Raw genomic sequence first — 20,883 nt, 5'->3', positions numbered from 1 at the left:
ACGCCTCATGTGACGAGGCTGGTCGCCGCGGGCCCGGGCACGACGTAGAGCCGTTGCCACCGCGCCGCACTGGTCGTCTGCGGCTGGGTTGACTAATTCCGGTAATATTGCGGGTCGCCGCGCCGCCCCATAAAGGGGCAGAGCAAGCCGGCCATTGCATTGAACGAGAGAGTGTGTCGTGAGCGAAGTAATCGAAGTGACAGAATACAAGAGCTGGGTCTGCCTGATTTGCGGCTGGATCTACAACGAGGAAGATGGCCTGCCCGAAGAAGGCATCGCGCCGGGCACGCGCTTCGCCGACATCCCGGAAGACTGGCGCTGCCCGCTGTGCGACGTGGGCAAGGCGGAGTTCGCGGTGGTGGAGTTCTAAGGTTGGGATGACGTCGGGCGATGGGCGCGGTTGCGTGCGCTTCGCCAGATGGTCAGGGTGGTTTGCACGGCCCGGCAGGCGATGTCTGCGGGGCCGTTTGTTTTTCCGGGGGTTTTGGTGCGCACGGGCGCTGCTGGCTTGGCTCTCCTTTTGCCCGCGCCGGTTTGATATACTCTGCGCTCGCCGGTCAGTATGGACTCACCCAGTCCTCGCCGATCTGTCCGGCCCGGTCCTCTCCCTGTAGTTCAATGGATAGAACAAGTGCCTCCTAAGCGCTAGATACAGGTTCGATTCCTGTCAGGGGGACCAAGCAGAGCCAAACCGGCTCACAGATTCGCTCATAAAAGCCCCGTATGCGTTGCGCTGCGGGGCTTTTTGCTGTTCATCTGCTTTCGACGCGGAATTAGTTCGATCCCTACACATCACGCGATCCACCCGCTCGGCCACAGCAACAAACCAGCACTGCCCTGAAATCCCGGATCGCTATAATCTGCGAGCCGATTTCGAAACGTTTCCGAGGACCGACATGGATCAAACGCTTGAATGCGTTACCGCGTTGAATTTCTGCGAGCAGGCCTATCTCGCCGCAAATCCGGACGTCGCTGAGGCCGTCAGACTCGGCGCATTACGATCGGGAAGATCGCATTTCGAAGTATTCGGCGTTTCCGAAAGTCATCGCAGGCAAGATGCACAGGTGGCCGCTCAATCCAGGCAGGCACGCAGAAAAAGAATAGAGTCGGTCCTTCGCACTGATATGCCCTTTAGCGACGACGGGAAGTTTTTCGATTTCTTGTCGCCCGATCTGCGCTCCCAGTTCGACATCTACGACTCGGAACTGGCTGGAAGCAATCTGTACGATCAGGATGCGCTGAATATGATCGAGCGCCATCCGTCGGGGATCATTCTGGATTGCGGGGCCGGCAGCCGTCCCGCGATCTACGAAAACGTGATCAATTTCGACATCACGAACTATCCCTCCACCGATGTGCGAGGTGTCGGCGAAGCTCTGCCATTCAAAGATGCATCGTTCGATGGCCTTCTGTCGTTGAATGTCCTCGAACATGTGAAGGACCCATTCACCGCCGCCAAAGAAATTCTTCGCGTGTTGAAGCCGGGAGGCGATCTGGTCGTCGTGGTTCCGCTCACTCAACCCACTCACGGCTACCCGCATCACTACTACAACATGACTGCCGAGGGGATTCTCAATCTCTTCGGATCCGAGATCAAAGCCGAACGCGTATACGTGCCGGAATCGACAACGGCCATCTGGTCGATTTACTGGATCATGAGCGAGTGGGCCGAAGGTCTCGACGAGCATGCCCTGAAGGAATTCAAGGCGCTCACGGTCGAGGAAATTCTGCAGGGACCGCCGACGCTACTGAATCGATCGTTCGTGAAACAGCTGAGCGCAAAAAAGAATCTCGCCATTGCGAGTTCGACGACGGTGATCGCGAAACGCGTCTGAGGTGACCCCAGTCGGACGGCTCCGTTATTTTTGCATCGGCCGACGGAGACTTTGCTCGTATACCGACGGATCGACGACGTTCATCTGATCCTTTGGGCGCTCACCGAATACTCGCTCGAAGTCGTCGGCACCCAGAATGTCGGCAGCGTCGTGGAGAAAAGACGAATAGGCCTGATTCAGCTCCGAGGCCGACGGAGCATCGCTACCCTGCGGGGCGTATTGCAAACGCTCGACCCGCACCATAAACGCGCGGCGGTGATTCATCAACGACTTGATCTTCGCTTGCGCGTCGGGACCCTTCAAGGTCGCCTGAAGATGCTCCTGAAAATCGTCGACCTCGGATTCCTGATGTCCTGGCTTCATGGCGTCACTCCCGCTTGGTGTCGAGCACTGAATCTTTTTGCTCGCCCATCCAGCATGCTGCTTGCCGTATGTTCCGAAGATCGCGATGCTCAACCAGTAGCCCCTGGATGTGCGGACCGTAGCAGGAGTCGCTCCAGCGCTGCCGGTCGCCCAAAGAATCTGGTTCGACAGCTGATGGCATACACCATCGCGACCATAGCTGAATATCGTTCCACGAGCGGCCGGATCGATGTTCGAGTCCACATCGGGCTTACATAGACAACTAGCATAAAGCAGATTTGCCGCGCCGGAAGCCAGAAAACCATCCGCACTGACCGGCGTCCCGCCTCGGGCGTGGAAGCTGCCCCAGCTGTACCAGTAGTGCTCGCCAGCGAGCAGAACGTCCGCCAGCGCCGGGTAAATCGTCACGCGGCTGTCGTAAGTCGTGACCCATGTGTGATCGACCACGGAACCCTGGAAATACGCCGGAACGGACCATGCGAACAATGTAACCGCGCTCATTGCTTCACCTTTTTGTCCGGTCGCGTCACAGCGCCGCCGCGCGAAACTCGCCCAAAATCCCGGCAAGGACTTCACTTACCTAAAAAGGGTTATACGCGCTGAGCGGCATTATTTTCAAGGACACGAAAATCCGTCGAGGCCCCGCTTACCGCATCAGGCCGGCCGCTGCGGAATATTCAGGCCGCGCGCCACCGCCGGACGCTCGACGAACGCAGCAAGCACGCGCCGCACGTTCGGGAAGTCCTGAATGCCGACCAGCTCGCCTGCCTCGTAGAAGCCGACCAGATTGCGCACCCACGGGAAGATCGCGATATCGGCGATCGAATACTGATCGCCCATCACCCAGGCGCGTCCTTCGAGGCGCTGCTCCAGCACGCCGAGCAGCCGCTTCGATTCTGCGATGTAGCGATCGCGCGGACGCTTGTCCTCATATTCCCTGCCGGCGAATTTGTGGAAGAAGCCGACCTGGCCGAACATCGGACCGATGCCGCCCATCTGGAACATCACCCACTGGATCGTCTCGTAGCGCCCAGCGGCGTCTTTCGGGATCAGCTGGCCGCTTTTGTCGGCCAGGTAAATCAGGATCGCGCCCGATTCGAACAGCGGCAGCGGTTTGCCGTCGGGACCGTTCGGATCGAGGATCGCCGGAATCTTGTTGTTCGGGTTCAGCGACAGAAACGCCGGCGTCATTTGATCGTTGGTATCGAAACGCACCAGATGCGGCTCGTACGGCAAGCCGGTTTCCTCGAGCATGATCGAGATTTTTACGCCATTGGGCGTCGGCAGCGAATAGAGCTGAATCCGGTCCGGATGCTCGGCCGGCCATTTGTTCGTGATCGCGAAAGCGGATAAATCGGTCATGGGTTCGGGTCGCCATAGGGACGGAAATTGCAAGACCGCCCAATATAAACCGACTCGCCACAACGCGTGCGAGGCCGCGCGAAGACCTTACAGACGCCGTGGCAACAGCGCCGTTCGCGATCGGCGGATCACCACAAGTCCTTCGTCGCCGTGCCCGCGCGCAAATTGAAGCCCTCTCGCCACAGCGTCGCGCCGACCGTCAGCAGCAGCGTCTTCTCGGTGCCGTCGAGCAGTTCCCACGCGGCCGCAAGCCACGTCGCGAAGCTCGCACAAGTCGCTTCGAGATCGGGCGGCGCCTTGCCTTCCAGGTACTGCCGTTCGAACATCGAAAGTATCTTTTCGGGTGTCATTGGCGCGACCTCCTGGTGGGATTGCGCCAAGTCTAAAGGGCTCGCGGCGCGTGCGGAATGCCCATCATCGTGATCACGGGTTACTCCCAGGCCGGCCGCCGCGCAAGCGTCAGCCGCGACCCAAACAGTGAAATCGGACTGGCGCGCCCCGATCTGCGCCGTCCGAAAAACAAAGGCGCCGCGACAGTCGCGACGCCTCGCCGTTAGGGCAACCTACGCCGAACGGGGTCAGTGATGACCGCGCTTTGCATTGTCCTTGGCGTCCTCCTTCGCATCGCCATAGGCCTTCTGCACCTTGCCGGCGCCCTGCTGCACATCGCCCTTGAGTTCCTTCGCGGGGTCGTTCGTGGCCTTGCCGACGGCCTCGTTGACCTTGCCCTTGACCTGCTCGCCAACGCCCTTCACTTGATCCTTGTTCATCTTCGGCTCCCATATGCGTAGTCGACAGAGATGCCGGCGCGGTATTCCGCCGGTATGTGGGACTCAGCAACGGCTGTTCCCGGGGCCGTTCCGCGCGCGGCGCGGCGCCATCGACGAACGCCGATGCGCGATCGCGCAAATTTTTTATCGAATAAGGCCTAAAGTCTCGCCGCGGACCGCCGTAAATGCGTTGAGGGAGGAGTCATGGACCATACGGACACTACGATTTCGGGATCATCGCAAGCTGCGTTGATCGACCACGACATCGCGCACATTGCACGCGTGATGCACGTATCGCTGCGTGGCGATTTCGGGGGTCCGATCCTGCCAGCCACCTATTGGCGCAAACGGTTGACCGCGCTGGTCGACAGCGGCCAGCTTTCTCCCGCCCAATTGGACAAGGTCGAAAGCCTGCTTCTGCAACTCGATCGGCTCGCCTCGACGCCGCTGCCCGAGTGGGAACGCTTCGCGCCCGCGCCGACCTCACGGTTCGAACCGGCTGAGCCGGCGAAGAAAGCGAAGTCGGCCTGATCTCGTCACGCCGCAGCCCCCTCACCGCTTCCGCACCCGCCGCTGACAAACGCAGCGGCGCGACTTATCGCGAAAAAATCCTGTTCGATCGGCGCTAAAAATAGGGAAAGGGGACGACCTTAGGTCATAATGTCCGCAAAAATTCCCAGCCAGGACGCCACGTGACCCTCGTCGCCCCGTTCGACCTGCTCAAGCAGGCGCGCGCCCGTTTCACCCAACGCGAAATCGCAGCCCATGTCGGCAAGGACATCAAGACGGTGCGTCGCTGGGAAAAAGGTGAAACGCCTTGTCCCGCGATGCTCGAGCCCGCGTTGCGCGATCTGCTGCGGCAAGGCGCGCGTGAGGCGCGACACGCGGGCGACGCGGCGCGCTTTCGCTTCATCGATCTGTTCGCGGGCATCGGCGGCATTCGCATGGGCTTCGAGGCGCACGGCGGCGAATGCGTGTTCACCAGCGAGTGGAACGATTTCTCGACGCGGACTTATCGCGAGAACTACGGCGGCAACGCCGCGAGCGGCAGCGCGCACGCGCTGATCGGCGACATCGTCGCGTTTCCCGCCGAGGACGTGCCGAGCCACGACGTGCTGCTCGGCGGCTTTCCGTGCCAGCCGTTTTCGATCGCCGGCGTCAGCAAGAAAAACGCGCTTGGCCGGCCGCACGGTTTCGAATGCACGACCCAGGGCACGCTGTTTTTCGACGTCGCGCGCATCATCGCCGCGAAGCGCCCCGCCGCGTTTCTGCTCGAAAACGTGAAAAACCTGCTGTCGCACGACAAGGGCCGCACCTTCGACGTGATCCTGCAAACGCTGCGCGACGAGCTCGGCTACGAGGTGCATTACCGCGTGATCGATGGTCAGCATTTCACGCCGCAGCATCGCGAGCGCATCATCATCGTCGGCTTTCGCGGCAAGACCGCGTTCACGTGGGACGACCTGCGCCTGCCCGACGAGGGTCCGCGGCTCGGCGCGATCCTGCACCGCACGGACGGCACGGAACCGGTGCTGCCGTGGGACCACGACCGCTTCTTCGATCACGCCACGCGCCGCGTGCAGCCGAAGTACACGCTCACCCCGAAGCTGTGGGCGTATTTGCAGAACTACGCGGCCAAGCATCGCGCGGCGGGCAATGGTTTCGGTTTCGGCATGGCATACCCGGATAGCGTGACGCGCACGCTGTCCGCGCGCTATCACAAGGACGGCTCCGAAATTCTCGTCTATCAGGGCGAGGCGCTGCGCCCGCGTCGTCTGACGCCGCGCGAATGCGCGCGGCTGATGGGCTTTCCCGACACCTTCAGGATTCCGGTCAGCGATACGCAGGCCTACCGGCAGTTCGGCAACAGCGTCGTGATGCCGGTGATGCGCGAAGTGGCGCGTATCATGCTGCCGCATGTGCAAACCCTGCTCGCCCACCCGACCCGCGATGCGTCGAAACACTCCCTGCCGCTCTACGCGTGAGCGGCCGCGCGACCCGTTGTCCCGCTGACGATGGTCGATATCGTCGATAGCGCGACGCGCAGCCGGATGATGTCCGGCATTCGCGGCCGCAACACCAAGCCGGAGGTGCTGATCCGCAGCCTGCTGCATCGGCAAGGCCTGCGTTTCAGGCTCGACGCGCGCGATCTACCCGGCCGCCCCGACATCGTGCTGCCGCGTTATCGCGCGGTGGTGCTCGTGCATGGCTGCTTCTGGCATGGCCACGACTGTCATTTGTTCAAATGGCCGCAGACACGGCCCGACTTCTGGCGCGACAAGATCGGCCGCAATCGCAGCAACGACGACAAGGCGCGCGCCGCGCTGCTCGCGAGCGGCTGGCGCGTCGCGATCGTCTGGGAATGCGCTTTGCGGGGTGCGAATCGCGATATCGCGGGCGTGATCGAACGGCTCGTCGCGTGGATCAGAAGCGACGCGCCGGAGTTCGAGGAACGCGGCTGAAACCACGCGCGAGCTGCCCTGCTCGCGCGAGTCTCGCGGTCGCTGGTGCTACACTCGAAAAGCACACCCGGCATGCTTTCGAGATGCCTTCGAGGCACGCTTCGGCGGCGATTTCCGGCTGCTTTCCCGACGCTTTCACGGCACGTCCTCACGCGCTCCGGCATGCCACGAGATGCGCCTCGCCCGCCGCGACATCGCGCACTGCGACGATCCCAGAAGCAATCAACAAGGGAGGCACATCATGGCTGACTTCCGTCTCTGGTCCGACGACTTTCCCAACAACGGCTTCATGCCGAGAGACCACGAATACAACGACAAGGCGTTCGGCGGCGACGGCGAAAACATCTCGCCGTCACTGCAATGGGAAGCGCCGCCCGCGGACACGCAAAGCTTCGCGCTCACCGTTCACGATCCCGACGCGCCGACCGGCAGCGGCTTCTGGCATTGGGTCGTCGTCAACATCCCGGCCGACGCGCGCTCGCTGCCGCGCAACGCCGGCAAGGCCGACGGCTCGCTGCTGCCGCAGGGCGCGATACAGTTGCGCAACGACTACGGGACGGTCGGCTTCGGCGGTGCCGCGCCGCCGCGCGGCGATCGCACGCATCGCTTCATTTTCCGGCTGCATGCGCTGAAGGTGCCGCATCTGCCGGTCAGCGCGGAAACCACCAACGCGGTCGCGCGCTTCATGACGCATCTGAACGAAATCGACTCGACGACCCACACCGGCCTTTACGAACTCAAATGACGCGAGCGCGGCGCCGGCGTCCCGGCAGCGCTGGCGCCGCGCCGACCGATATGCCAGCGGCGGCCAGCGCGTAGCCGCGCACAGGCGCGGCTACATCTCCGACAAATCGAATAATCGATGCACGCACCCTCCCCGCGCACGGATGGCCCGACGCCTTCCACTCCCCGCTTCGAAGGCAAGGAACTGGGCCTGCCGGTTCCCCAACGCTACTGGGCGATGCTGGTCATCGCGCTGTCGCTGACGCTCGCGGTGCTCGACAGCGCAATCGCCAACGTCGCGCTGCCGACGATCGCGCGCAACCTCAATGCGAGCGCCGCCGCGTCGATCTGGGTCGTCAACGCGTATCAGCTCGCGATCACGATCTCGCTGCTGCCGATGGCGTCGCTCGGCGACCGCATCGGCTACAGGCGCATTTATCTGTCGGGGCTGATCCTGTTCACGGTTGCGTCGCTCGGCTGCGCGCTGTCGAACTCGCTTGCGACGCTCGCGCTCGCGCGCGTGGTCCAGGGCTTCGGGGCGGCCGGCATCATGAGCGTGAACACCGCGATCGTGCGCATGATCTATCCGCCGGCGCAGCTGGGGCGCGGCGTCTCGATCAATGCGATGGTGGTGGCGGTGTCGTCGGCGGTCGGGCCGACGGTCGCGTCAGGGGTGCTCGCGATCGCCACGTGGCCGTGGCTGTTCGCGATCAACGTGCCGATCGGGATCGCTGCGATCGTCGGCGGCTTCAAGGCGCTGCCGATGAACCCCGGCCACGAATCGCCGTATGACTATTTGAGCGCGGTAATGAACGCGTTCGTGTTCGGCCTGCTGATTTTCGCGGTCGATGGCCTGGGCCACGGTCAGCGCTTGGGCTACGTGACGCTCGAAGCGCTCGGCGCACTGGTGGTCGGCTACTTCTTCGTGCGCCGGCAACTGACGCGGCCCGCCCCGCTGCTGCCGATCGACCTGCTGCGTATTCCGGTGTTCGCGCTGTCGATCGGCACGTCGGTCTGCTCGTTCTGCGCGCAGATGCTCGCGTTCGTGTCGCTGCCGTTCCTGCTGCAGGAAACGCTCGGCATGTCGCAGGTCGAAACCGGTCTTTTGATGACGCCGTGGCCCGCGATCATCATCATCGCCGCGCCGATCGCGGGCGTGCTGTCGGACAGGATATCGTCCGGCTGGCTCGGCGGCGTCGGGCTCGCCGCGATGACGGTCGGCCTGCTGCTGCTCGCGACGCTCGGACCTCACCCCGACGCGCTGCAGATTTCGTGGCGCATGGCGCTGTGCGGCGCGGGCTTCGGCATCTTCCAGTCGCCGAACAATCGCACGATACTGTCGTCCGCGCCGCGCGAACGCAGCGGCGGCGCGAGCGGCATGCTCGGCACCGCGCGCCTGACCGGGCAAACGCTCGGCGCGGCGCTGGTCGCACTGATCTTCGGCGTCGCGCCGCAAAGCGGGACGGTCGTCGCGCTGTATGTGGCCGCGGGGTTTTCGGCGGTCGCGGCGGTCGTCAGCACGATGCGGGTCATGCAGAAGGTGACGCAGCCGGCTTGAGGGTTGTGGCGGGATCGTGGCCGTGCGACCTGCAACGCATCCACGAAAAAAGGGCATGCATCGCACGACGCGATGCACGCCCTTTTTGCTTCGATCTTCGTTGTCACTTCATTCACGACGTGACCGGCTCACGCGTCGCCCGCCCGCGCGGGCCGCGACTATCCGCTCAGGACGATGCCGTCACGTCAGCGAGCTTTACCGCTTTGGCCGTCACCGAAGAAGCGGTCGCGACATGGCGCAGATCGTCGAGGAAGGTATCGCGCCAAACCGACAGATTGTTCTCGCGCATCGGCTCCATCATGTCCGCATGACGCGCCTGACGCTCGGCGAGCGGCATCGACAACGCGCGTTCGAGTGCTTCGGCCATCTGCGACAGATCGAACGGATTGACGACGAGCGCGCCCGGCAACTGCTCGGCCGCACCCGCGAATTGCGATAGCACGAGCACGCCCGGATCGGCCGGGTCCTGCGACGCGACGTACTCCTTGGCCACCAGATTCATCCCGTCGCGCAGCGGCGTCACGTAGCCGACCTGCGACTGGCGGAATAGCGCCATCAGCAGATTGCGTTCGTATTTGCGGTTCAGATACTGGATCGGCGTCCAGTCGAGCTGCGCGAACCGGCCGTTGATGCGGCCCGCTTCGCCTTCGAGCGTTTGCCGGATGCGCTGATAGGTCTGCACGTCGGCGCGGGTCGGCGGCGCGATCTGCACCAGCGACACACGGCCATGCCAGCCGGGCGCGTTCTGCAACAGCCGCTCGAATGCCTGGAAGCGTTCGACCAGCCCCTTCGAATAATCAAGCCGGTCGACGCTCATGATCAGCTTGCGCCCGCGCATGCCGTCGCGCAGGCTGCGCACCGCCTTACGGTCGGTGAACTGCTCGGCGGCTTTGGCGATCGCATCGGGATAGATGCCGATCGGGTACGCGCCGACCTTCAGGAAGCGGTTGTACGCGTGCACCATGCCGTCTTCGCTCGACGTGCCGTGGTGGCCGCGCTCGATATAGTCGACGAACGACTGGCGATCCGCCTCGGTTTGAAAACCGATCACGTCGTAGCTGCACATCGCCTTGACGATCTCCTCGTGCGGCGGAATCGTGCGCAGCACCTCGGGCACCGGAAACGGAATGTGCAGGAAGAAGCCGATCGGGTTCTTCACGCCGAGATCGCGCAGGTAACGCGCGAACGGCAGCAGATGGTAGTCGTGAACCCAGATGATGTCGCTGGGCTTGAGCAGTTCCTTCAACTGCTTCGCCAGCGTCGCGTTGACGCGCTGGTAGCCCGCATAGTCCTCGCGGTCGTAGCGGGACAGGTCGTTGCGATAGTGAAAGGTCGGCCACAACGTGGTGTTCGAAAAACCGCGGTAGTACTCGTCGTAATCGCGCTTGGTGAGGCCCACCGTCGCGTAGGTGACGTTGCCCTGCTTCTCGATCACGGGCGCGGATGGCTCGCTGACCGTTTCGCCGCTCCAGCCGAACCAGACGCCGCCGGTTTCCTTCAGCGCGTCCAGCACGCCGATCGCGAGCCCGCCCGCTGCCGGACGCGCTTCCTGAATCGGTGCGACACGATTCGATACCACGATCAATCTGCTCATTAGTGCTCCATTGTTTCGTTGTATGCGGAATTGCGCCAAAACGGTGCATGCAAGCAACGTGCCGATATTTGAGATATCGGAAATAAAGTTGTATGAAAATGTGACAAACGAGCGAATCCCCGCAATCCCCACGAATTGCGAAGAAAATTTTTCTGTTCAACCGGACCAAAGCGGCGGTCTTTCTTACCGGCATCGCTGCCGCTGGAACACCCCGCGCGGCTACTGCGCTGCGTCAGGCGTCCTGCTCCGAGCCCAGATCGCGCTGGTATTCGAGGCCTTCCTGACGCACCCCGCCCTGGTTGTGCTCGCCGTCCGGCGGCGTATGGGGGGCGATCCGGTTCTGCGCCGCCGGGTCCGGCGACTCAGCCGGCTCAGTCTTGACATCGGCCGGCCGTGGCCCGCGCTTGGAATGCCGCGCGGAACGACGCAATGCGGGGTGTCTCATGATCGTGCCTCCGGAGAAGCCTGCCGCTTGTTGCGGCATCCCTACAGTCTAGGGGGCGAAACCGTAAATTGCCGGTAAAAGATGCGCCGGCTTTGTAACAAGTACAGCAATGCACTGCACCGAAGCGGGGCAACGATCCGCTGCAGCGCGGGTTCGGTTGCATCCGGCGCGCGATAGTACATCAGCATCGAGGGGTCGCATCAGCATTGCAGCGGACGCTCTCGTCGGTCGGCGGCCTGGGGCGTCTGCGTCGGCTGCGGCGGCGGATCGCCGATCGGCGGCGTGACCGGTTCCACGGGCTCGATCGGATCGGGTGTCGGGCCGGGGATCGTGTCGGGTTCGGCCGGGTCCGGCGGCGCGGCGGGCGGCTCGACCGGTTCGGGCCGGTGAGCGTGCAACGGCCCGGACGGCGGGGAAACGGCAGCGTAATGCGGCAGGTGCGGCGGCAGGTGCGGCATGTCGGTGACCTCGTTTTGCGTTCCACCGGAAGCGCAGCAAGGCCTGTGCCGTCAGGGTGCCCGCCCGGAGCCCGGGCGGGCGATTGCCGATGATGCGGACGACGTGGGAACGAGCGCGGATCAGGCGTCCGCGCCGCCGAGCGCGCGTGATTCGTCGGAGGGGTCGCCGTCCTCGCGCGCATCGTTGCCGTACTCGACGAGCCGGTTGTACAGCGTCTTCAGGCTGATGCCGAGAATTTCCGCGGCGCGCGTCTTCACGCCGCCGCATTGCTCGAGCGTCGCCAGAATCAGCTGACGGTCGGCTTCCGCGAGCGAGGTGCCGAACGGGATCGTGATCGCGGTGCCGGTCGCGGGCTTCGATAGCGTGATCTGCAACGGCACGGTCGCCGTGGTATCCGAATCCGCGCTCGACATGATGTGCGCGCGCTGCACGTAGTTCTTCAGCTCGCGCACATTGCCCGGCCACGGATACGACAGCAGCATTTCCTTCACCGCGACCGGGAAATGCTTCTTCGTGCCGTGACGCTCGTTGAGCTCATCTAGGAACGATTGCGCAAGCAGTTCGACGTCCTTGCCGCGATCGCGCAGCGGCGGCAGGCTGATCGGAAACACGTTCAGCCGGTGGTAAAGGTCGAGCCGCAGCTTGCCCTCGAGCACCGCCTGCTCGGGATCGCGATTGGTGGCCGCGATCAGACGCACATCGGTTTCGATTTCCTTGGTCGTGCCGACACGCATGAACATGCCGGTCTCGAGCACGCGCAGCAACTTCACCTGCAGCTCGATCGGCATCTCGGTGATTTCGTCGAGGAACAGCGTGCCGCCGTTCGCGCGCTCGAAATAGCCCTTGTGCTGCCGATCCGCGCCGGTGAACGAACCGCGCTCGTGGCCGAACATTTCCGACTCGATCAGATTCGGCGAAATCGCGCCACAGTTGACCGCGAGAAACGCGTGCTTGCGACGCAGGCTCAGCTCGTGCAGCGTCTGCGCGGCGACTTCCTTGCCGGTGCCCGATTCGCCGACCAGCATCACCGAGGCCGCCGTCGGCGCGACCCGGCTGATCTGATCGTAGACCTCCTGCATCGCCGGCGAATTGCCGAGCATCAGACCGAAGCGGCCCATGCGGCGCAACTCGCCGCGCAGCGTGCCGATTTCGGCTTTCAGGTCGCCGGGGCGCGGCAGGCGTGACAGGATCGCCTTCACGCGCTGCATGTTGATCGGTTTCACGAGGTAGTCGGCCGCGCCCATTTTCAGGGCGCTGACCGCCGACTCGACCGTTGCGTGACCCGTGATCACGATCACTTCGACGCCGGAGCGCGGATCGAGATCTTCGAACAGATCGACCCCGCTGCCATCGGGCAGCTTCAGGTCGGTGAATACGACGTCCGGCATCTGCCGGATCAGTTGAATACGCGCTTCGCGCAGATCGCCCGCGGTGGCGGTGGTCAGCCCGTCTTCCCCAATGATGGCGGAAAGCGCCTCGCGGGTACCTGCGTCGTCATCGACAATCAGTACATGTGGCATCGCGTTTGGAAAGCCTGCAAGCGTGGGTCAGAAAATATGCGGAACATCGCCATGGGCATGCCGCTCGTTCGGGTCGTCTGCATGACGCGGATTCGACGTGAGTCCCGCTTCGCCGACCATTTGATGAAAAATTGCAACAATAACGGTGGAATTCCGGCCGACTAATGCGTCATTGTTGTCTATTTGCCTATTATACGGGTTTATAGAATCCATTTAACAATCCCTTCCAGGCGCCGACCGCCGATCTGGCTGCATCGCCGCCCTCGCTGGGCTTCGAGCGCCGCGCGTTAGCCACGCGGAAATGGCCATGCGCGGTGTTCGCCGGCAACCTGCCCTGAGCCGTTGGTGCTTTGAGAGGCGGGCGCTAGCTCGCTCGACAAAGTTGCCGGCGCCGCCACCGCGCCGCCCTCGTTTTCCCAGCGGCTCAACTCGCGGGCCGGGGAAATCTGGCCCGTGCGTTTGTGTTGCACGTAGCGAACCGCGAGAAAGCCGCCGAGTGCCATCAATGCGCTAAAAAGACCAATCGTGGGACGTGTCATCATGAACTCCTTGGATCGTGATGCAGATGAGTGCAGGTCGTGCCAGACGTGCGCCGCGCCTTTCAGCGAGCCGATGCGAGCGTCGCTCGCCGCGCCGCCTCTAACGTGCGACCAGCACGCCCAGCAGAAAACCGGTGCCCGCCGCGAGCGCGAGCGCGCGCCACGGGTTATTGCGCACATAGTGCTCGGTGCTGACCGCCGCCTCGCGATACCGGCGATGCATGTTGCGTTGCGCATCGCCGAGCGCCGATTGCAGCGTTTCCACATGCGTGCCGAGCCGGTCGCGCAAGGCGTCCACGCCTTCGCCCGGCACGTTGGCGGCGAGCCGCAGCATTTCCTCCGAGTCCCTCAGCAGCACCCGGAGATCCTCGACGATCTTCTGTCCGCCGAGTGCAAGTTGTTGCGTGGTGTCGGTCATCGTTCACTCCTCGTCTGATTCGGCGTTCCTGGCCCCGCGATGCGGGTTGCCGGGTTGCCGCCCTGCGCTCGCCAGCGCCGCCGCGACGTAGCCGTCAAAAGCTCGCACGACTCGGTCAAACGGTCAATGATGCAATGCATGTGCCCGGTATATTTACCGCTTCAGCGCGCTGACAAAGGCCAATTTCGAGCACTTTAGACCGATTGCGCGCATGGCTGCCGCAGCCGCTGCCAGTTCGATTGCCGGAATCCGTGTCGAAGTGGTTAAATCGTCTTTTATGAGATAGTGGCTGTACGGTCTATCGCATTCAAGGCCTGCGCGCCGCATTACGAACTTCATTTGCACAGGACTCCCCCTTTTATGGCGTCAATCGATCTGGACTCGCCCACCGTGTCCGCCGGCGGCAATGCTTCGCCACAATCGAAGCAGCGCGTCGGGGATGCCGTCGCGGGACTGAAATCGTACGGGCTGCTGTACGGCTCGTCGCCGGTGATGCTCGATCTGTACGAGCAGATCGAACGCGTCGCCGATACCGACGCGACCGCGCTGATCATCGGCGAATCGGGCACCGGCAAGGAGCTGATCGCCCGCACCATCCACGAGCGCAGCGGCCGCAAGGACGGCGCGTTCGTCGCCGTAAACTGCGGCGCGATTCCCGATGAGCTGATCGAAGCCGAACTGTTCGGCCACGAAAAAGGCAGCTTCACCGGCGCGGTCCAAGGCCGCATCGGCTACTTCGAACATGCGAACGGCGGCACGCTGTTTCTCGACGAAATCACCGAAATGGCGCCGGTGCGCCAGGTCAAGCTGCTGCGCGCGCTTGAAACCGGCACGTTCTATCGGGTCGGCGGCAACGAGCTGATCAGCGGCAACGTGCGCGTGATCGCCGCGACCAATCGCGATCCCGCGGTGGCCGTCAAGGAAAACGGCTTGCGCGAGGATCTGATGTACCGGCTCGCGGTGTTTCCGCTGCGCGCGCCGCCGCTGCGCGAGCGCGAAAACGATCGCGAGCTGCTCGCGCAATACTTCCTCGCGCAATTGAACCAGCAGGAAGCGACCAACAAGAGCTTCAGCAAGCGCTCGATCGAAACGCTGCGGTCATGGTCGTGGCCGGGCAACGTGCGCGAGTTGAAGAACGCGGTGTATCGCGCGTTCATTCTCGCGGAGAAGACCGTCGAATTGCCACATCCGCATCTTGCGTCGCGAGTCAAGAAAGCGGTCACGCAAGGCGACGCGATGAGCGTGTGGATCGGCACGCCGCTCGCCGACGCGCAAAAGCAGATCATTCTCGGCACCCTCAAGTACTGCGGCGGCGACAAGCGGCGCGCGGCCAAAGCGCTCGGCGTGAGCCTCAAGACGCTGTACAACCGGCTGAGCGCGTACGGCGACGAAAGCGGCGAAGACGAATCCGACTCATAGGCACGCTGCAACGTAGGCCGTTCGCCGATGGCGGCGGCCCGCTGTTGCGCTATTCGTCGTGATCCTTTCGCCGCGCGTTTCGCCGCACCGAATTCACCCCCGCCAGCTCTCACATCGATGGCGAATCTGCCTGGCGTCCCGAACACCTGGCAGAGCCAGGCAAGCCCTCCGCCCTTGCAACAGAAAACATCGCGGCGCACGGTGTTTTGCAATTGCTTGCATTTTTTCGCTGCCAATTACAAAACGCATCCTGCACAATGCGGCAGCGTAGTAAACGACGTGTCCTTCGTTACACGCGCGACGCGTGAACGCAGGCACCTGTACGGGCAGGGACGGGAGAAATGCAAAAGAACATGGTGTGGGCCGACAACGCGAAGTCCGTTGTCGCAGGCAAACGCCCCCACGTAATAGCGCTGCTTGCGCTGGCGCTGGCGGTGTCGTCGGCATTGAGCGGGTGTAGTTCGTTGTACTCGGAAGGCGCAGTCGCGGGCGCCGGCATCGCGGGTGCCGCGGTCGCGGGCAAGGTCACCAGCAACGCGGCGGTCGCGACCGGTATCGGTCTTGGCGCGGTCGCCGCGGCGCGCGCCGGCGTGCAGTATTCGGAGCGTGTGGTCCACACGAATACGCAGAACAGCATTGCGCAAGCGGCCGGTCCGCTCGAGGTCGGCGCTGTCGCCCCCTGGAGCATCACCCACTCTTTCCCGATCGAAGACGACGAACACGGCCGCGTGACCGTCAGCCGCCTGATCAGCACCGGCGCGCTCGATTGCAAGGAAATCGTCTTTTCCGTCGATCAGAACGCAACCCGCGACAAGCCCGCGAACAGCGCGTTCTATATCGCATCGGTCTGCCGCGACGGTAAGGACTGGCGTTGGGCATCGGCCGAACCCGCCACCGAGCGCTGGGGTGCGCTGCAATGAGATTGCGTTCGCTTGGCGTTCCGATGGGTGATCGCGTGCGGCTCGTCGCGGCCGGCGCGCTATGCGTTGGCGCGAGCCTGCTGGCGAGCGGCTGCGCGTCGATCGGCGCCGCGAGCGGCGCGGCGGCGGGTGTCGCTTCGGGCATCGTGACCAGCAATCCGGCCATCGCGCTCGGCGTCGGCGTGGCCGTGCAGGCCGCCACCGACGAAGCGGTCGCGCGCTACATGCGCAGCATGCACAAGGATCAGCAGGATCTGATGGCGGCGCTGGTCGGCACGATGCCGGTCGGCGAAACGAAACCCTGGTCGGTCAAACACACGTTGCCGATCGAAAACGGTCACGGCCAGGTGCGCGTGACGCGCGCGGTCAACTCGGCGCTCGCGCTGTGCAAAGACTTCGTGTTCTCGGTGCAGGACGGCGACGGCCCGGACGCGCCCGAGAGGTGGTTCACGGCGAGCGCGTGCCAGCAGGACAACGGTTGGAAGTGGGCGACGGCCGAACCGGCGGTCGCACGCTGGGGCAACCTGCAATAAAAAAGCGGCGAGGCTTTCCTCGCCGCTTTTTTGTCCGAACCGCGTTCGTTTCCGCGACGACCCGGACTTAAGACTCCACGTCTTCCAGACTGAAGATTTCGGTCTGGTCGTTGTACGAGAAGATCTCGCCGTAACGGCCCCAGTTGATCACCGCGTCGAGCGTCTCTTCCGCCGCGCTGTCCGACAGGAAGTCTTCCAGCTCCTGCTCGAAGCGCACGCGCGGCGCGCGATGTCCCGGCCGCTCGTTCAACACCTTCTTGATCCGCGCCGCGAGCGGCACATGCCGCAGCAGATGCTCGGCGAACATCATTTTCCGTTCCTGCGTACCGAATTCGGAGAACACGCGCGCCGGCGGGGTCAGGAAAATGTCGCCCTCGCGCACGTCGGCGAAACCGAGGTGCTGCAGCACTTCGGCGATCGGAAACAGATCGTCGACCTCCAGATGCAGCGAGCGCGCGATTTCCGGCATGTCCGCGCGGCCGTGATACGGCGCGGCGGCGAGCGTTTCGATCAGACCGGCCATCAGGTTGGTCGACACGTGCGGCAGCCAGCTGCCGAGCTCGAGCCCCTTCCTGGTCTTTTCGTCGGTCTGGCGCGCGGTCATCTTCGCGTAGATCTCGTCGACGAGACGACGGAACGCCGGGTCCAGACGATTGCGCGGATGCTTGAACGGCACCTTGATCTCGGCGATCACGCGGCCCGGATTCGACGACAGCACCAGAATGCGGTCGCACATGAACACCGCTTCCTCGATGTTGTGCGTGACGATCAGCACCGCCTTGATCGGCATGCGGCCCTGCGTCCACAGATCGAGCAGGTCGGTACGCAGCGTTTCGGCGGTCAGCACGTCGAGCGCGGAAAACGGCTCGTCCATCAGCAACAGTGTCGGATCGACGACGAGTGCGCGCGCGAAGCCGACGCGCTGACGCATCCCGCCCGACAGCTCGCGCGGATACGCGTTTTCGAAGCCGTCGAGACCGATCAGGTCGATCGCCGCGAGCGCGCGCGTGCGCCGCTCCGACGCGCCGACGCCTTGCGCCTCGAGACCCGCTTCCACGTTCTGCAGCACGGTCAGCCACGGAAACAGCGCGAAGGTCTGGAACACCATCGCGACGCCTTTCGCCGGGCCTTCGAGCGGCTTGCCCATGTACGTGACTTCGCCGTCGGTCGGCTCGATCAGGCCCGCGATGATACGCAACAGCGTCGACTTGCCCGAGCCCGAACGGCCGAGCAGACCGACGATCTCGCCCTCGCGCAGCGACAGGTTCGCGTCGTCGAGGACGAGCAGTTCACCCTGAGTCTTGTTGAAGCCGCGGCACACGTCCTTGACGCGCAGGATTTCCTCGCCGAGGCGCGGGGGCTTCGGCGGCGTCTGGATCGGCGCGGCGGTCATAGCAGCTTTAGGATTTTGCATCGCGTTAAGCCTTCATTTCTCAATCTAGACGGAGCTTGCCTTCGGCGTAGGCGTACATCGGACGCCACAGCAGACGGTTGAACAGGGTCACGAACAGGGACATCACGGCGATGCCCACGATGATCTTCGGATAGTCGCCCGCCGCGGTGGTCTGCGCGATATAGGCGCCAAGGCCATGCGCGGCGAGCCTGGTATCGCCCCACTGCACGAACTCGGCAACGATGCTCGCGTTCCACGCCCCGCCCGACGCGGTGATCGCGCCGGTCACGTAGTACGGGAAAATGCCCGGCAGCATCGCTTGACGCCACCACTGCCAGCCGCGAATGTGGAAATTCTTGGCCGCCTCGCGGTAGTCGTTCGGATACGAGCTCGCACCGGCAATCACGTTGAACAGGATATACCACTGCGTGCCGAGCACGATCAGCGGCGACAGCCAGATGTCCGGATTCAGGTGAAAGCGCACGATGACGATCACGAACACCGGGAACAGCAGGTTCGCCGGGAACGCCGCGAGGAACTGCGCGAGCGGCTGCACCTTTTCCGCGAGCGCCGGGCGCAGGCCAATCAGCACGCCGACCGGCACCCAGATCACCGAAGCGATCGCGATCAGCACGACCACGCGCAGCAGCGTAACCAGCCCCAGCAAGAACACGTGGCCGATCTCGTCGAGCGTCACGCCGGTGCGCACATACAGAAACACGCGGTACACCACGTACACCGTGGCGAGCAGCACGATCGCCGCCCAGATGATGTCGCCGAGCTTCGAGTTCTTCTCGCTCTGCGGGATGTGAAAGCGCGGTGCGCTGAACGCCGGCAACTGGAAACGCACCCGAGCCGCGCGCGCGAACATCCAGCCGAGCGGCACGAGCAGCCGGTGAATCAGCCGCGTGCGGCGGATCAGGTCGAGCAGCCACGATTCCGGCGCGTCGCCCGAGCTCGTGAACTCCATGCGGAACTTGTCGGCCCACGCGACGAGCGGACGAAACAGCAACTGGTCGTAGGCGAGAATCACGACCGTCATCGCGAGGATGACCCAGCCGATCGCGTGCAGGTTCTTGTCGCTGATCGCCTGCGCGAGGTAAGCGCCGATGCCTGGCAGCGTGATCGTGTTGTTGCCGACCGTAATCGCTTCGGAAGCGACCACGAAGAACCAGCCGCCCGACATCGACATCATCATGTTCCAGATCAGGCCCGGCATCGAGAACGGCACTTCGAGTTTCCAGAAGCGCTGCCAGGAGGTCAGGTGAAAGCCGCGCGACACTTCATCGAGATCGCGCGGCACCGTGCGCAGCGACTGATAGAAGCTGAACGTCATGTTCCAGGCCTGGCTCGTGAAGATCGCGAAGATCGCGGCGAGCTCGGCGCCGAGCACGCGGCCCGGGAACATCGCGAGGAAGAACGTGACCGTAAACGAGATGTACCCGAGCACCGGCACCGACTGCAGGATGTCGAGAATCGGCACCAGCACGAGACCGGCGCGGCGGCTCTTGGCGGCCAGCGTCCCGTAGACCAAGGTGAATATCAGCGACGCGACCATCGCCGCGAGCATGCGCAGCGTGGTGCGCATCGCGTATTCGGGCAGGTTGGCCGGATCGAGCGAGATCGCCTGGGTCTTTAGCGTCGACATCGGCGCGAGCGTCTCGTGAAAGCCGATCGACGCCATCGCGATCAGGCAGATGATCAGCGGGAATGCAACGAAGTCCCAGCGGTTGGGCAACACCCGCCATGCCGACGCATTGGCGGTGCGCTTCAGGTTGAAGCTGAAATCCATCAGATGCCCTCCCTCTTGAAACAGGCATTCGAACGCTCGAAGGAGGCCGCGGCTGCTCCGCGGCGGTCTATGGGTCGGTCCGGAAAGCGGAAATCGGGCATGGCAAAACGCGCGTGCGTGGTAAATCGTTAGCGTTGGAGACACATGGGCCGGCAATGGACAGCTACGTGGACGCGTCGCCCACGACCACAACCATCACGCCGAACTCCTGTCGCCGCGTGCGCCGCCCGAGGGCTGGCGGGCTTTCCTCGTTTTGGACGGCACGACACTACACCATCCTATGTTTCAGGCACAACCTTTCGCCGCAAATCGCGAGACGGCGTCGCAAGGCCGTGGCGTAAGGCTTCAGCAAGCCCCGGCACGCGTCGCCGCGCCGCACTGTACCCCGCTCGCGCGTACTTCAGCGTGACACGTCGCGGGCTGTCTCGCGGCGTGGCGCGCAAGCCACATCGGCTGACACCGCGGCCGTCGCCGCTCATTCGCTCCATCCGTCCACACAGCTATCAAGAATGCCGCGCGGCTGCCGTTAAGAATCTAATCGGCGCGGCATATGCAGACAGCATCCCACCAATAACGGTGGCAACGTGCTTCGCGACGGTTAAAATCGGGAAACGACTTACCTGTTTATCAGCGGTTCATCCGGGCATGGCGACAACGTAGCGCACGTCGCTCGTGACGGAACGAAACCGCAGCTGACGCAGATAACGACACAGCGTTGAGAGCACGCTGCCCACCAACAAGCAAGTTGCATGTCACAGCCAGACGGATCAGAGGGTCG

At 63.5% G+C, this 20,883-nt stretch carries 22 protein-coding genes and 1 tRNA gene; 11 read left to right on the top strand and 12 right to left on the bottom strand.

The features are described from left to right. Positions 1–178 precede the first annotated feature (178 nt). The 3 genes from BC1002_RS04120 to BC1002_RS04110 all read left to right on the top strand — a co-directional run bounded on the left by BC1002_RS04120 (position 179) and on the right by BC1002_RS04110 (position 1,835). Positions 179–370, top strand: a complete 192-nt coding sequence (locus BC1002_RS04120; protein WP_013088815.1) for a rubredoxin — start codon at positions 179–181, stop codon at positions 368–370. A gap of 234 nt (positions 371–604) precedes the next feature. Continuing rightward, positions 605–679, top strand: a tRNA-Arg gene (locus BC1002_RS04115). Between the two features lie 217 nt (positions 680–896). Then, positions 897–1,835, top strand: coding sequence for a class I SAM-dependent methyltransferase (locus BC1002_RS04110; protein WP_013088814.1), 939 nt, complete (start codon positions 897–899; stop codon positions 1,833–1,835). Between the two features lie 24 nt (positions 1,836–1,859). Here BC1002_RS04110 and BC1002_RS04105 read toward each other — a convergent pair whose 3' ends face one another. The 4 genes from BC1002_RS04105 to BC1002_RS04090 all read right to left on the bottom strand — a co-directional run bounded on the left by BC1002_RS04105 (position 1,860) and on the right by BC1002_RS04090 (position 4,330). Further along, positions 1,860–2,699 (bottom strand): hypothetical protein, encoded by an 840-nt coding sequence (locus BC1002_RS04105; protein ID WP_013088813.1) that lies wholly within the window; start codon positions 2,697–2,699, stop codon positions 1,860–1,862. A gap of 153 nt (positions 2,700–2,852) precedes the next feature. After that, positions 2,853–3,560 carry a glutathione binding-like protein gene (locus tag BC1002_RS04100; RefSeq protein WP_013088812.1) on the bottom strand — a complete coding sequence of 236 codons (708 nt, stop codon included), beginning with the start codon at positions 3,558–3,560 and terminating at the stop codon, positions 2,853–2,855. A gap of 128 nt (positions 3,561–3,688) precedes the next feature. Next, positions 3,689–3,910 (bottom strand): hypothetical protein, encoded by a 222-nt coding sequence (locus BC1002_RS04095; RefSeq protein ID WP_013088811.1) that lies wholly within the window; start codon positions 3,908–3,910, stop codon positions 3,689–3,691. 228 nt (positions 3,911–4,138) lie between these two features. Beyond that, entirely contained in the window at positions 4,139–4,330 is a 192-nt protein-coding gene (locus BC1002_RS04090) for a CsbD family protein (RefSeq protein ID WP_013088810.1), read from the bottom strand. Between the two features lie 204 nt (positions 4,331–4,534). Here BC1002_RS04090 and BC1002_RS04085 point away from each other — a divergent pair, with 204 nt between their 5' ends. From BC1002_RS04085 to BC1002_RS04065, 5 genes are all read left to right on the top strand, one after another. Beyond that, positions 4,535–4,861, top strand: coding sequence for a hypothetical protein (locus BC1002_RS04085; protein WP_013088809.1), 327 nt, complete (start codon positions 4,535–4,537; stop codon positions 4,859–4,861). A 161-nt stretch (positions 4,862–5,022) separates the two neighbouring features. Continuing rightward, a complete protein-coding gene (gene dcm / locus BC1002_RS04080; protein ID WP_013088808.1) occupies positions 5,023–6,315 on the top strand; it encodes a DNA (cytosine-5-)-methyltransferase in 1,293 nt (430 codons plus the stop codon). Positions 6,316–6,345: 30 nt separating this feature from the next. Beyond that, positions 6,346–6,792, top strand: a complete 447-nt coding sequence (locus BC1002_RS04075) for a very short patch repair endonuclease (RefSeq protein WP_013088807.1) — start codon at positions 6,346–6,348, stop codon at positions 6,790–6,792. Positions 6,793–7,033: 241 nt separating this feature from the next. Next, positions 7,034–7,537: a YbhB/YbcL family Raf kinase inhibitor-like protein gene (locus BC1002_RS04070; protein WP_013088806.1), complete on the top strand. Its 504-nt coding sequence runs from the start codon at positions 7,034–7,036 to the stop codon at positions 7,535–7,537. 117 nt (positions 7,538–7,654) lie between these two features. Next, complete coding sequence (locus BC1002_RS04065) at positions 7,655–9,073, top strand: MFS transporter (protein ID WP_013088805.1); 1,419 nt, start codon at positions 7,655–7,657, stop codon at positions 9,071–9,073. A 166-nt stretch (positions 9,074–9,239) separates the two neighbouring features. On the opposite strand, the gene otsA is transcribed toward BC1002_RS04065, so the two are convergent. The 6 genes from otsA to BC1002_RS04035 all read right to left on the bottom strand — a co-directional run bounded on the left by otsA (position 9,240) and on the right by BC1002_RS04035 (position 14,048). Beyond that, complete coding sequence (gene otsA / locus BC1002_RS04060) at positions 9,240–10,667, bottom strand: alpha,alpha-trehalose-phosphate synthase (UDP-forming) (protein WP_013088804.1); 1,428 nt, start codon at positions 10,665–10,667, stop codon at positions 9,240–9,242. Positions 10,668–10,899: 232 nt separating this feature from the next. Continuing rightward, complete coding sequence (locus BC1002_RS04055; protein WP_013088803.1) at positions 10,900–11,112, bottom strand: hypothetical protein; 213 nt, start codon at positions 11,110–11,112, stop codon at positions 10,900–10,902. A gap of 200 nt (positions 11,113–11,312) precedes the next feature. Then, complete coding sequence (locus BC1002_RS04050) at positions 11,313–11,570, bottom strand: hypothetical protein (RefSeq protein ID WP_013088802.1); 258 nt, start codon at positions 11,568–11,570, stop codon at positions 11,313–11,315. Between the two features lie 120 nt (positions 11,571–11,690). After that, the gene (locus BC1002_RS04045; RefSeq protein ID WP_013088801.1) at positions 11,691–13,091 is read right to left on the bottom strand and encodes a sigma-54-dependent transcriptional regulator; all 1,401 of its coding nucleotides are present in this window, start codon (positions 13,089–13,091) and stop codon (positions 11,691–11,693) included. Positions 13,092–13,378: 287 nt separating this feature from the next. Then, positions 13,379–13,630, bottom strand: a complete 252-nt coding sequence (locus BC1002_RS04040; protein ID WP_013088800.1) for a hypothetical protein — start codon at positions 13,628–13,630, stop codon at positions 13,379–13,381. A 100-nt stretch (positions 13,631–13,730) separates the two neighbouring features. Continuing rightward, positions 13,731–14,048, bottom strand: a complete 318-nt coding sequence (locus BC1002_RS04035; protein WP_013088799.1) for an ElaB/YgaM/YqjD family protein — start codon at positions 14,046–14,048, stop codon at positions 13,731–13,733. Between the two features lie 360 nt (positions 14,049–14,408). On the opposite strand from BC1002_RS04035, the gene BC1002_RS04025 reads away from it, so the two are divergent. The 3 genes from BC1002_RS04025 to BC1002_RS04015 all read left to right on the top strand — a co-directional run bounded on the left by BC1002_RS04025 (position 14,409) and on the right by BC1002_RS04015 (position 16,920). After that, positions 14,409–15,467, top strand: a complete 1,059-nt coding sequence (locus BC1002_RS04025) for a sigma-54 interaction domain-containing protein (protein WP_013088798.1) — start codon at positions 14,409–14,411, stop codon at positions 15,465–15,467. Positions 15,468–15,808: 341 nt separating this feature from the next. Continuing rightward, a complete protein-coding gene (locus BC1002_RS04020) occupies positions 15,809–16,387 on the top strand; it encodes a hypothetical protein (protein ID WP_013088797.1) in 579 nt (192 codons plus the stop codon). After that, positions 16,384–16,920 (top strand): hypothetical protein, encoded by a 537-nt coding sequence (locus BC1002_RS04015; protein WP_013088796.1) that lies wholly within the window; start codon positions 16,384–16,386, stop codon positions 16,918–16,920. The genes BC1002_RS04020 and BC1002_RS04015 overlap by 4 nt, the downstream gene beginning before the upstream one ends. A gap of 67 nt (positions 16,921–16,987) precedes the next feature. Here the strand turns inward: BC1002_RS04015 and BC1002_RS04010 are convergent, their stop codons facing one another. Beyond that, positions 16,988–18,334, bottom strand: coding sequence for an ABC transporter ATP-binding protein (locus tag BC1002_RS04010; RefSeq protein ID WP_013088795.1), 1,347 nt, complete (start codon positions 18,332–18,334; stop codon positions 16,988–16,990). Between the two features lie 19 nt (positions 18,335–18,353). Further along, on the bottom strand, positions 18,354–20,105 hold the full coding sequence (locus BC1002_RS04005; RefSeq protein WP_013088794.1) for an ABC transporter permease: 1,752 nt from the start codon (positions 20,103–20,105) through the stop codon (positions 18,354–18,356). Positions 20,106–20,883 lie beyond the last annotated feature (778 nt).

This window comes from Paraburkholderia atlantica (assembly GCF_000092885.1).
GTDB classification, from domain to species: domain Bacteria; phylum Pseudomonadota; class Gammaproteobacteria; order Burkholderiales; family Burkholderiaceae; genus Paraburkholderia; species Paraburkholderia atlantica.
This window is presented reverse-complemented; position numbering and strand designations above follow the sequence as displayed.

Bases quoted from the DNA above. Each gene is read 5' to 3' on its own strand.
- BC1002_RS04110 (WP_013088814.1), top strand. From the start codon at position 897: ATGGATCAAACGCTTGAATGCGTTACCGCGTTGAATTTCTGCGAGCAG.
- BC1002_RS04105 (WP_013088813.1), bottom strand. From the start codon at position 2,699: ATGAGCGCGGTTACATTGTTCGCATGGTCCGTTCCGGCGTATTTCCAG.
- BC1002_RS04100 (WP_013088812.1), bottom strand. From the start codon at position 3,560: ATGACCGATTTATCCGCTTTCGCGATCACGAACAAATGGCCGGCCGAG.
- BC1002_RS04095 (WP_013088811.1), bottom strand. From the start codon at position 3,910: ATGACACCCGAAAAGATACTTTCGATGTTCGAACGGCAGTACCTGGAA.
- BC1002_RS04090 (WP_013088810.1), bottom strand. From the start codon at position 4,330: ATGAACAAGGATCAAGTGAAGGGCGTTGGCGAGCAGGTCAAGGGCAAG.
- BC1002_RS04085 (WP_013088809.1), top strand. From the start codon at position 4,535: ATGGACCATACGGACACTACGATTTCGGGATCATCGCAAGCTGCGTTG.
- BC1002_RS04075 (WP_013088807.1), top strand. From the start codon at position 6,346: ATGGTCGATATCGTCGATAGCGCGACGCGCAGCCGGATGATGTCCGGC.
- BC1002_RS04070 (WP_013088806.1), top strand. From the start codon at position 7,034: ATGGCTGACTTCCGTCTCTGGTCCGACGACTTTCCCAACAACGGCTTC.
- BC1002_RS04065 (WP_013088805.1), top strand. From the start codon at position 7,655: ATGCACGCACCCTCCCCGCGCACGGATGGCCCGACGCCTTCCACTCCC.
- otsA (WP_013088804.1), bottom strand. From the start codon at position 10,667: ATGAGCAGATTGATCGTGGTATCGAATCGTGTCGCACCGATTCAGGAA.
- BC1002_RS04055 (WP_013088803.1), bottom strand. From the start codon at position 11,112: ATGAGACACCCCGCATTGCGTCGTTCCGCGCGGCATTCCAAGCGCGGG.
- BC1002_RS04050 (WP_013088802.1), bottom strand. From the start codon at position 11,570: ATGCCGCACCTGCCGCCGCACCTGCCGCATTACGCTGCCGTTTCCCCG.
- BC1002_RS04045 (WP_013088801.1), bottom strand. From the start codon at position 13,091: ATGCCACATGTACTGATTGTCGATGACGACGCAGGTACCCGCGAGGCG.
- BC1002_RS04040 (WP_013088800.1), bottom strand. From the start codon at position 13,630: ATGACACGTCCCACGATTGGTCTTTTTAGCGCATTGATGGCACTCGGC.
- BC1002_RS04035 (WP_013088799.1), bottom strand. From the start codon at position 14,048: ATGACCGACACCACGCAACAACTTGCACTCGGCGGACAGAAGATCGTC.
- BC1002_RS04025 (WP_013088798.1), top strand. From the start codon at position 14,409: ATGGCGTCAATCGATCTGGACTCGCCCACCGTGTCCGCCGGCGGCAAT.
- BC1002_RS04020 (WP_013088797.1), top strand. From the start codon at position 15,809: ATGCAAAAGAACATGGTGTGGGCCGACAACGCGAAGTCCGTTGTCGCA.
- BC1002_RS04015 (WP_013088796.1), top strand. From the start codon at position 16,384: ATGAGATTGCGTTCGCTTGGCGTTCCGATGGGTGATCGCGTGCGGCTC.
- BC1002_RS04010 (WP_013088795.1), bottom strand. From the start codon at position 18,334: ATGCAAAATCCTAAAGCTGCTATGACCGCCGCGCCGATCCAGACGCCG.
- BC1002_RS04005 (WP_013088794.1), bottom strand. From the start codon at position 20,105: ATGGATTTCAGCTTCAACCTGAAGCGCACCGCCAATGCGTCGGCATGG.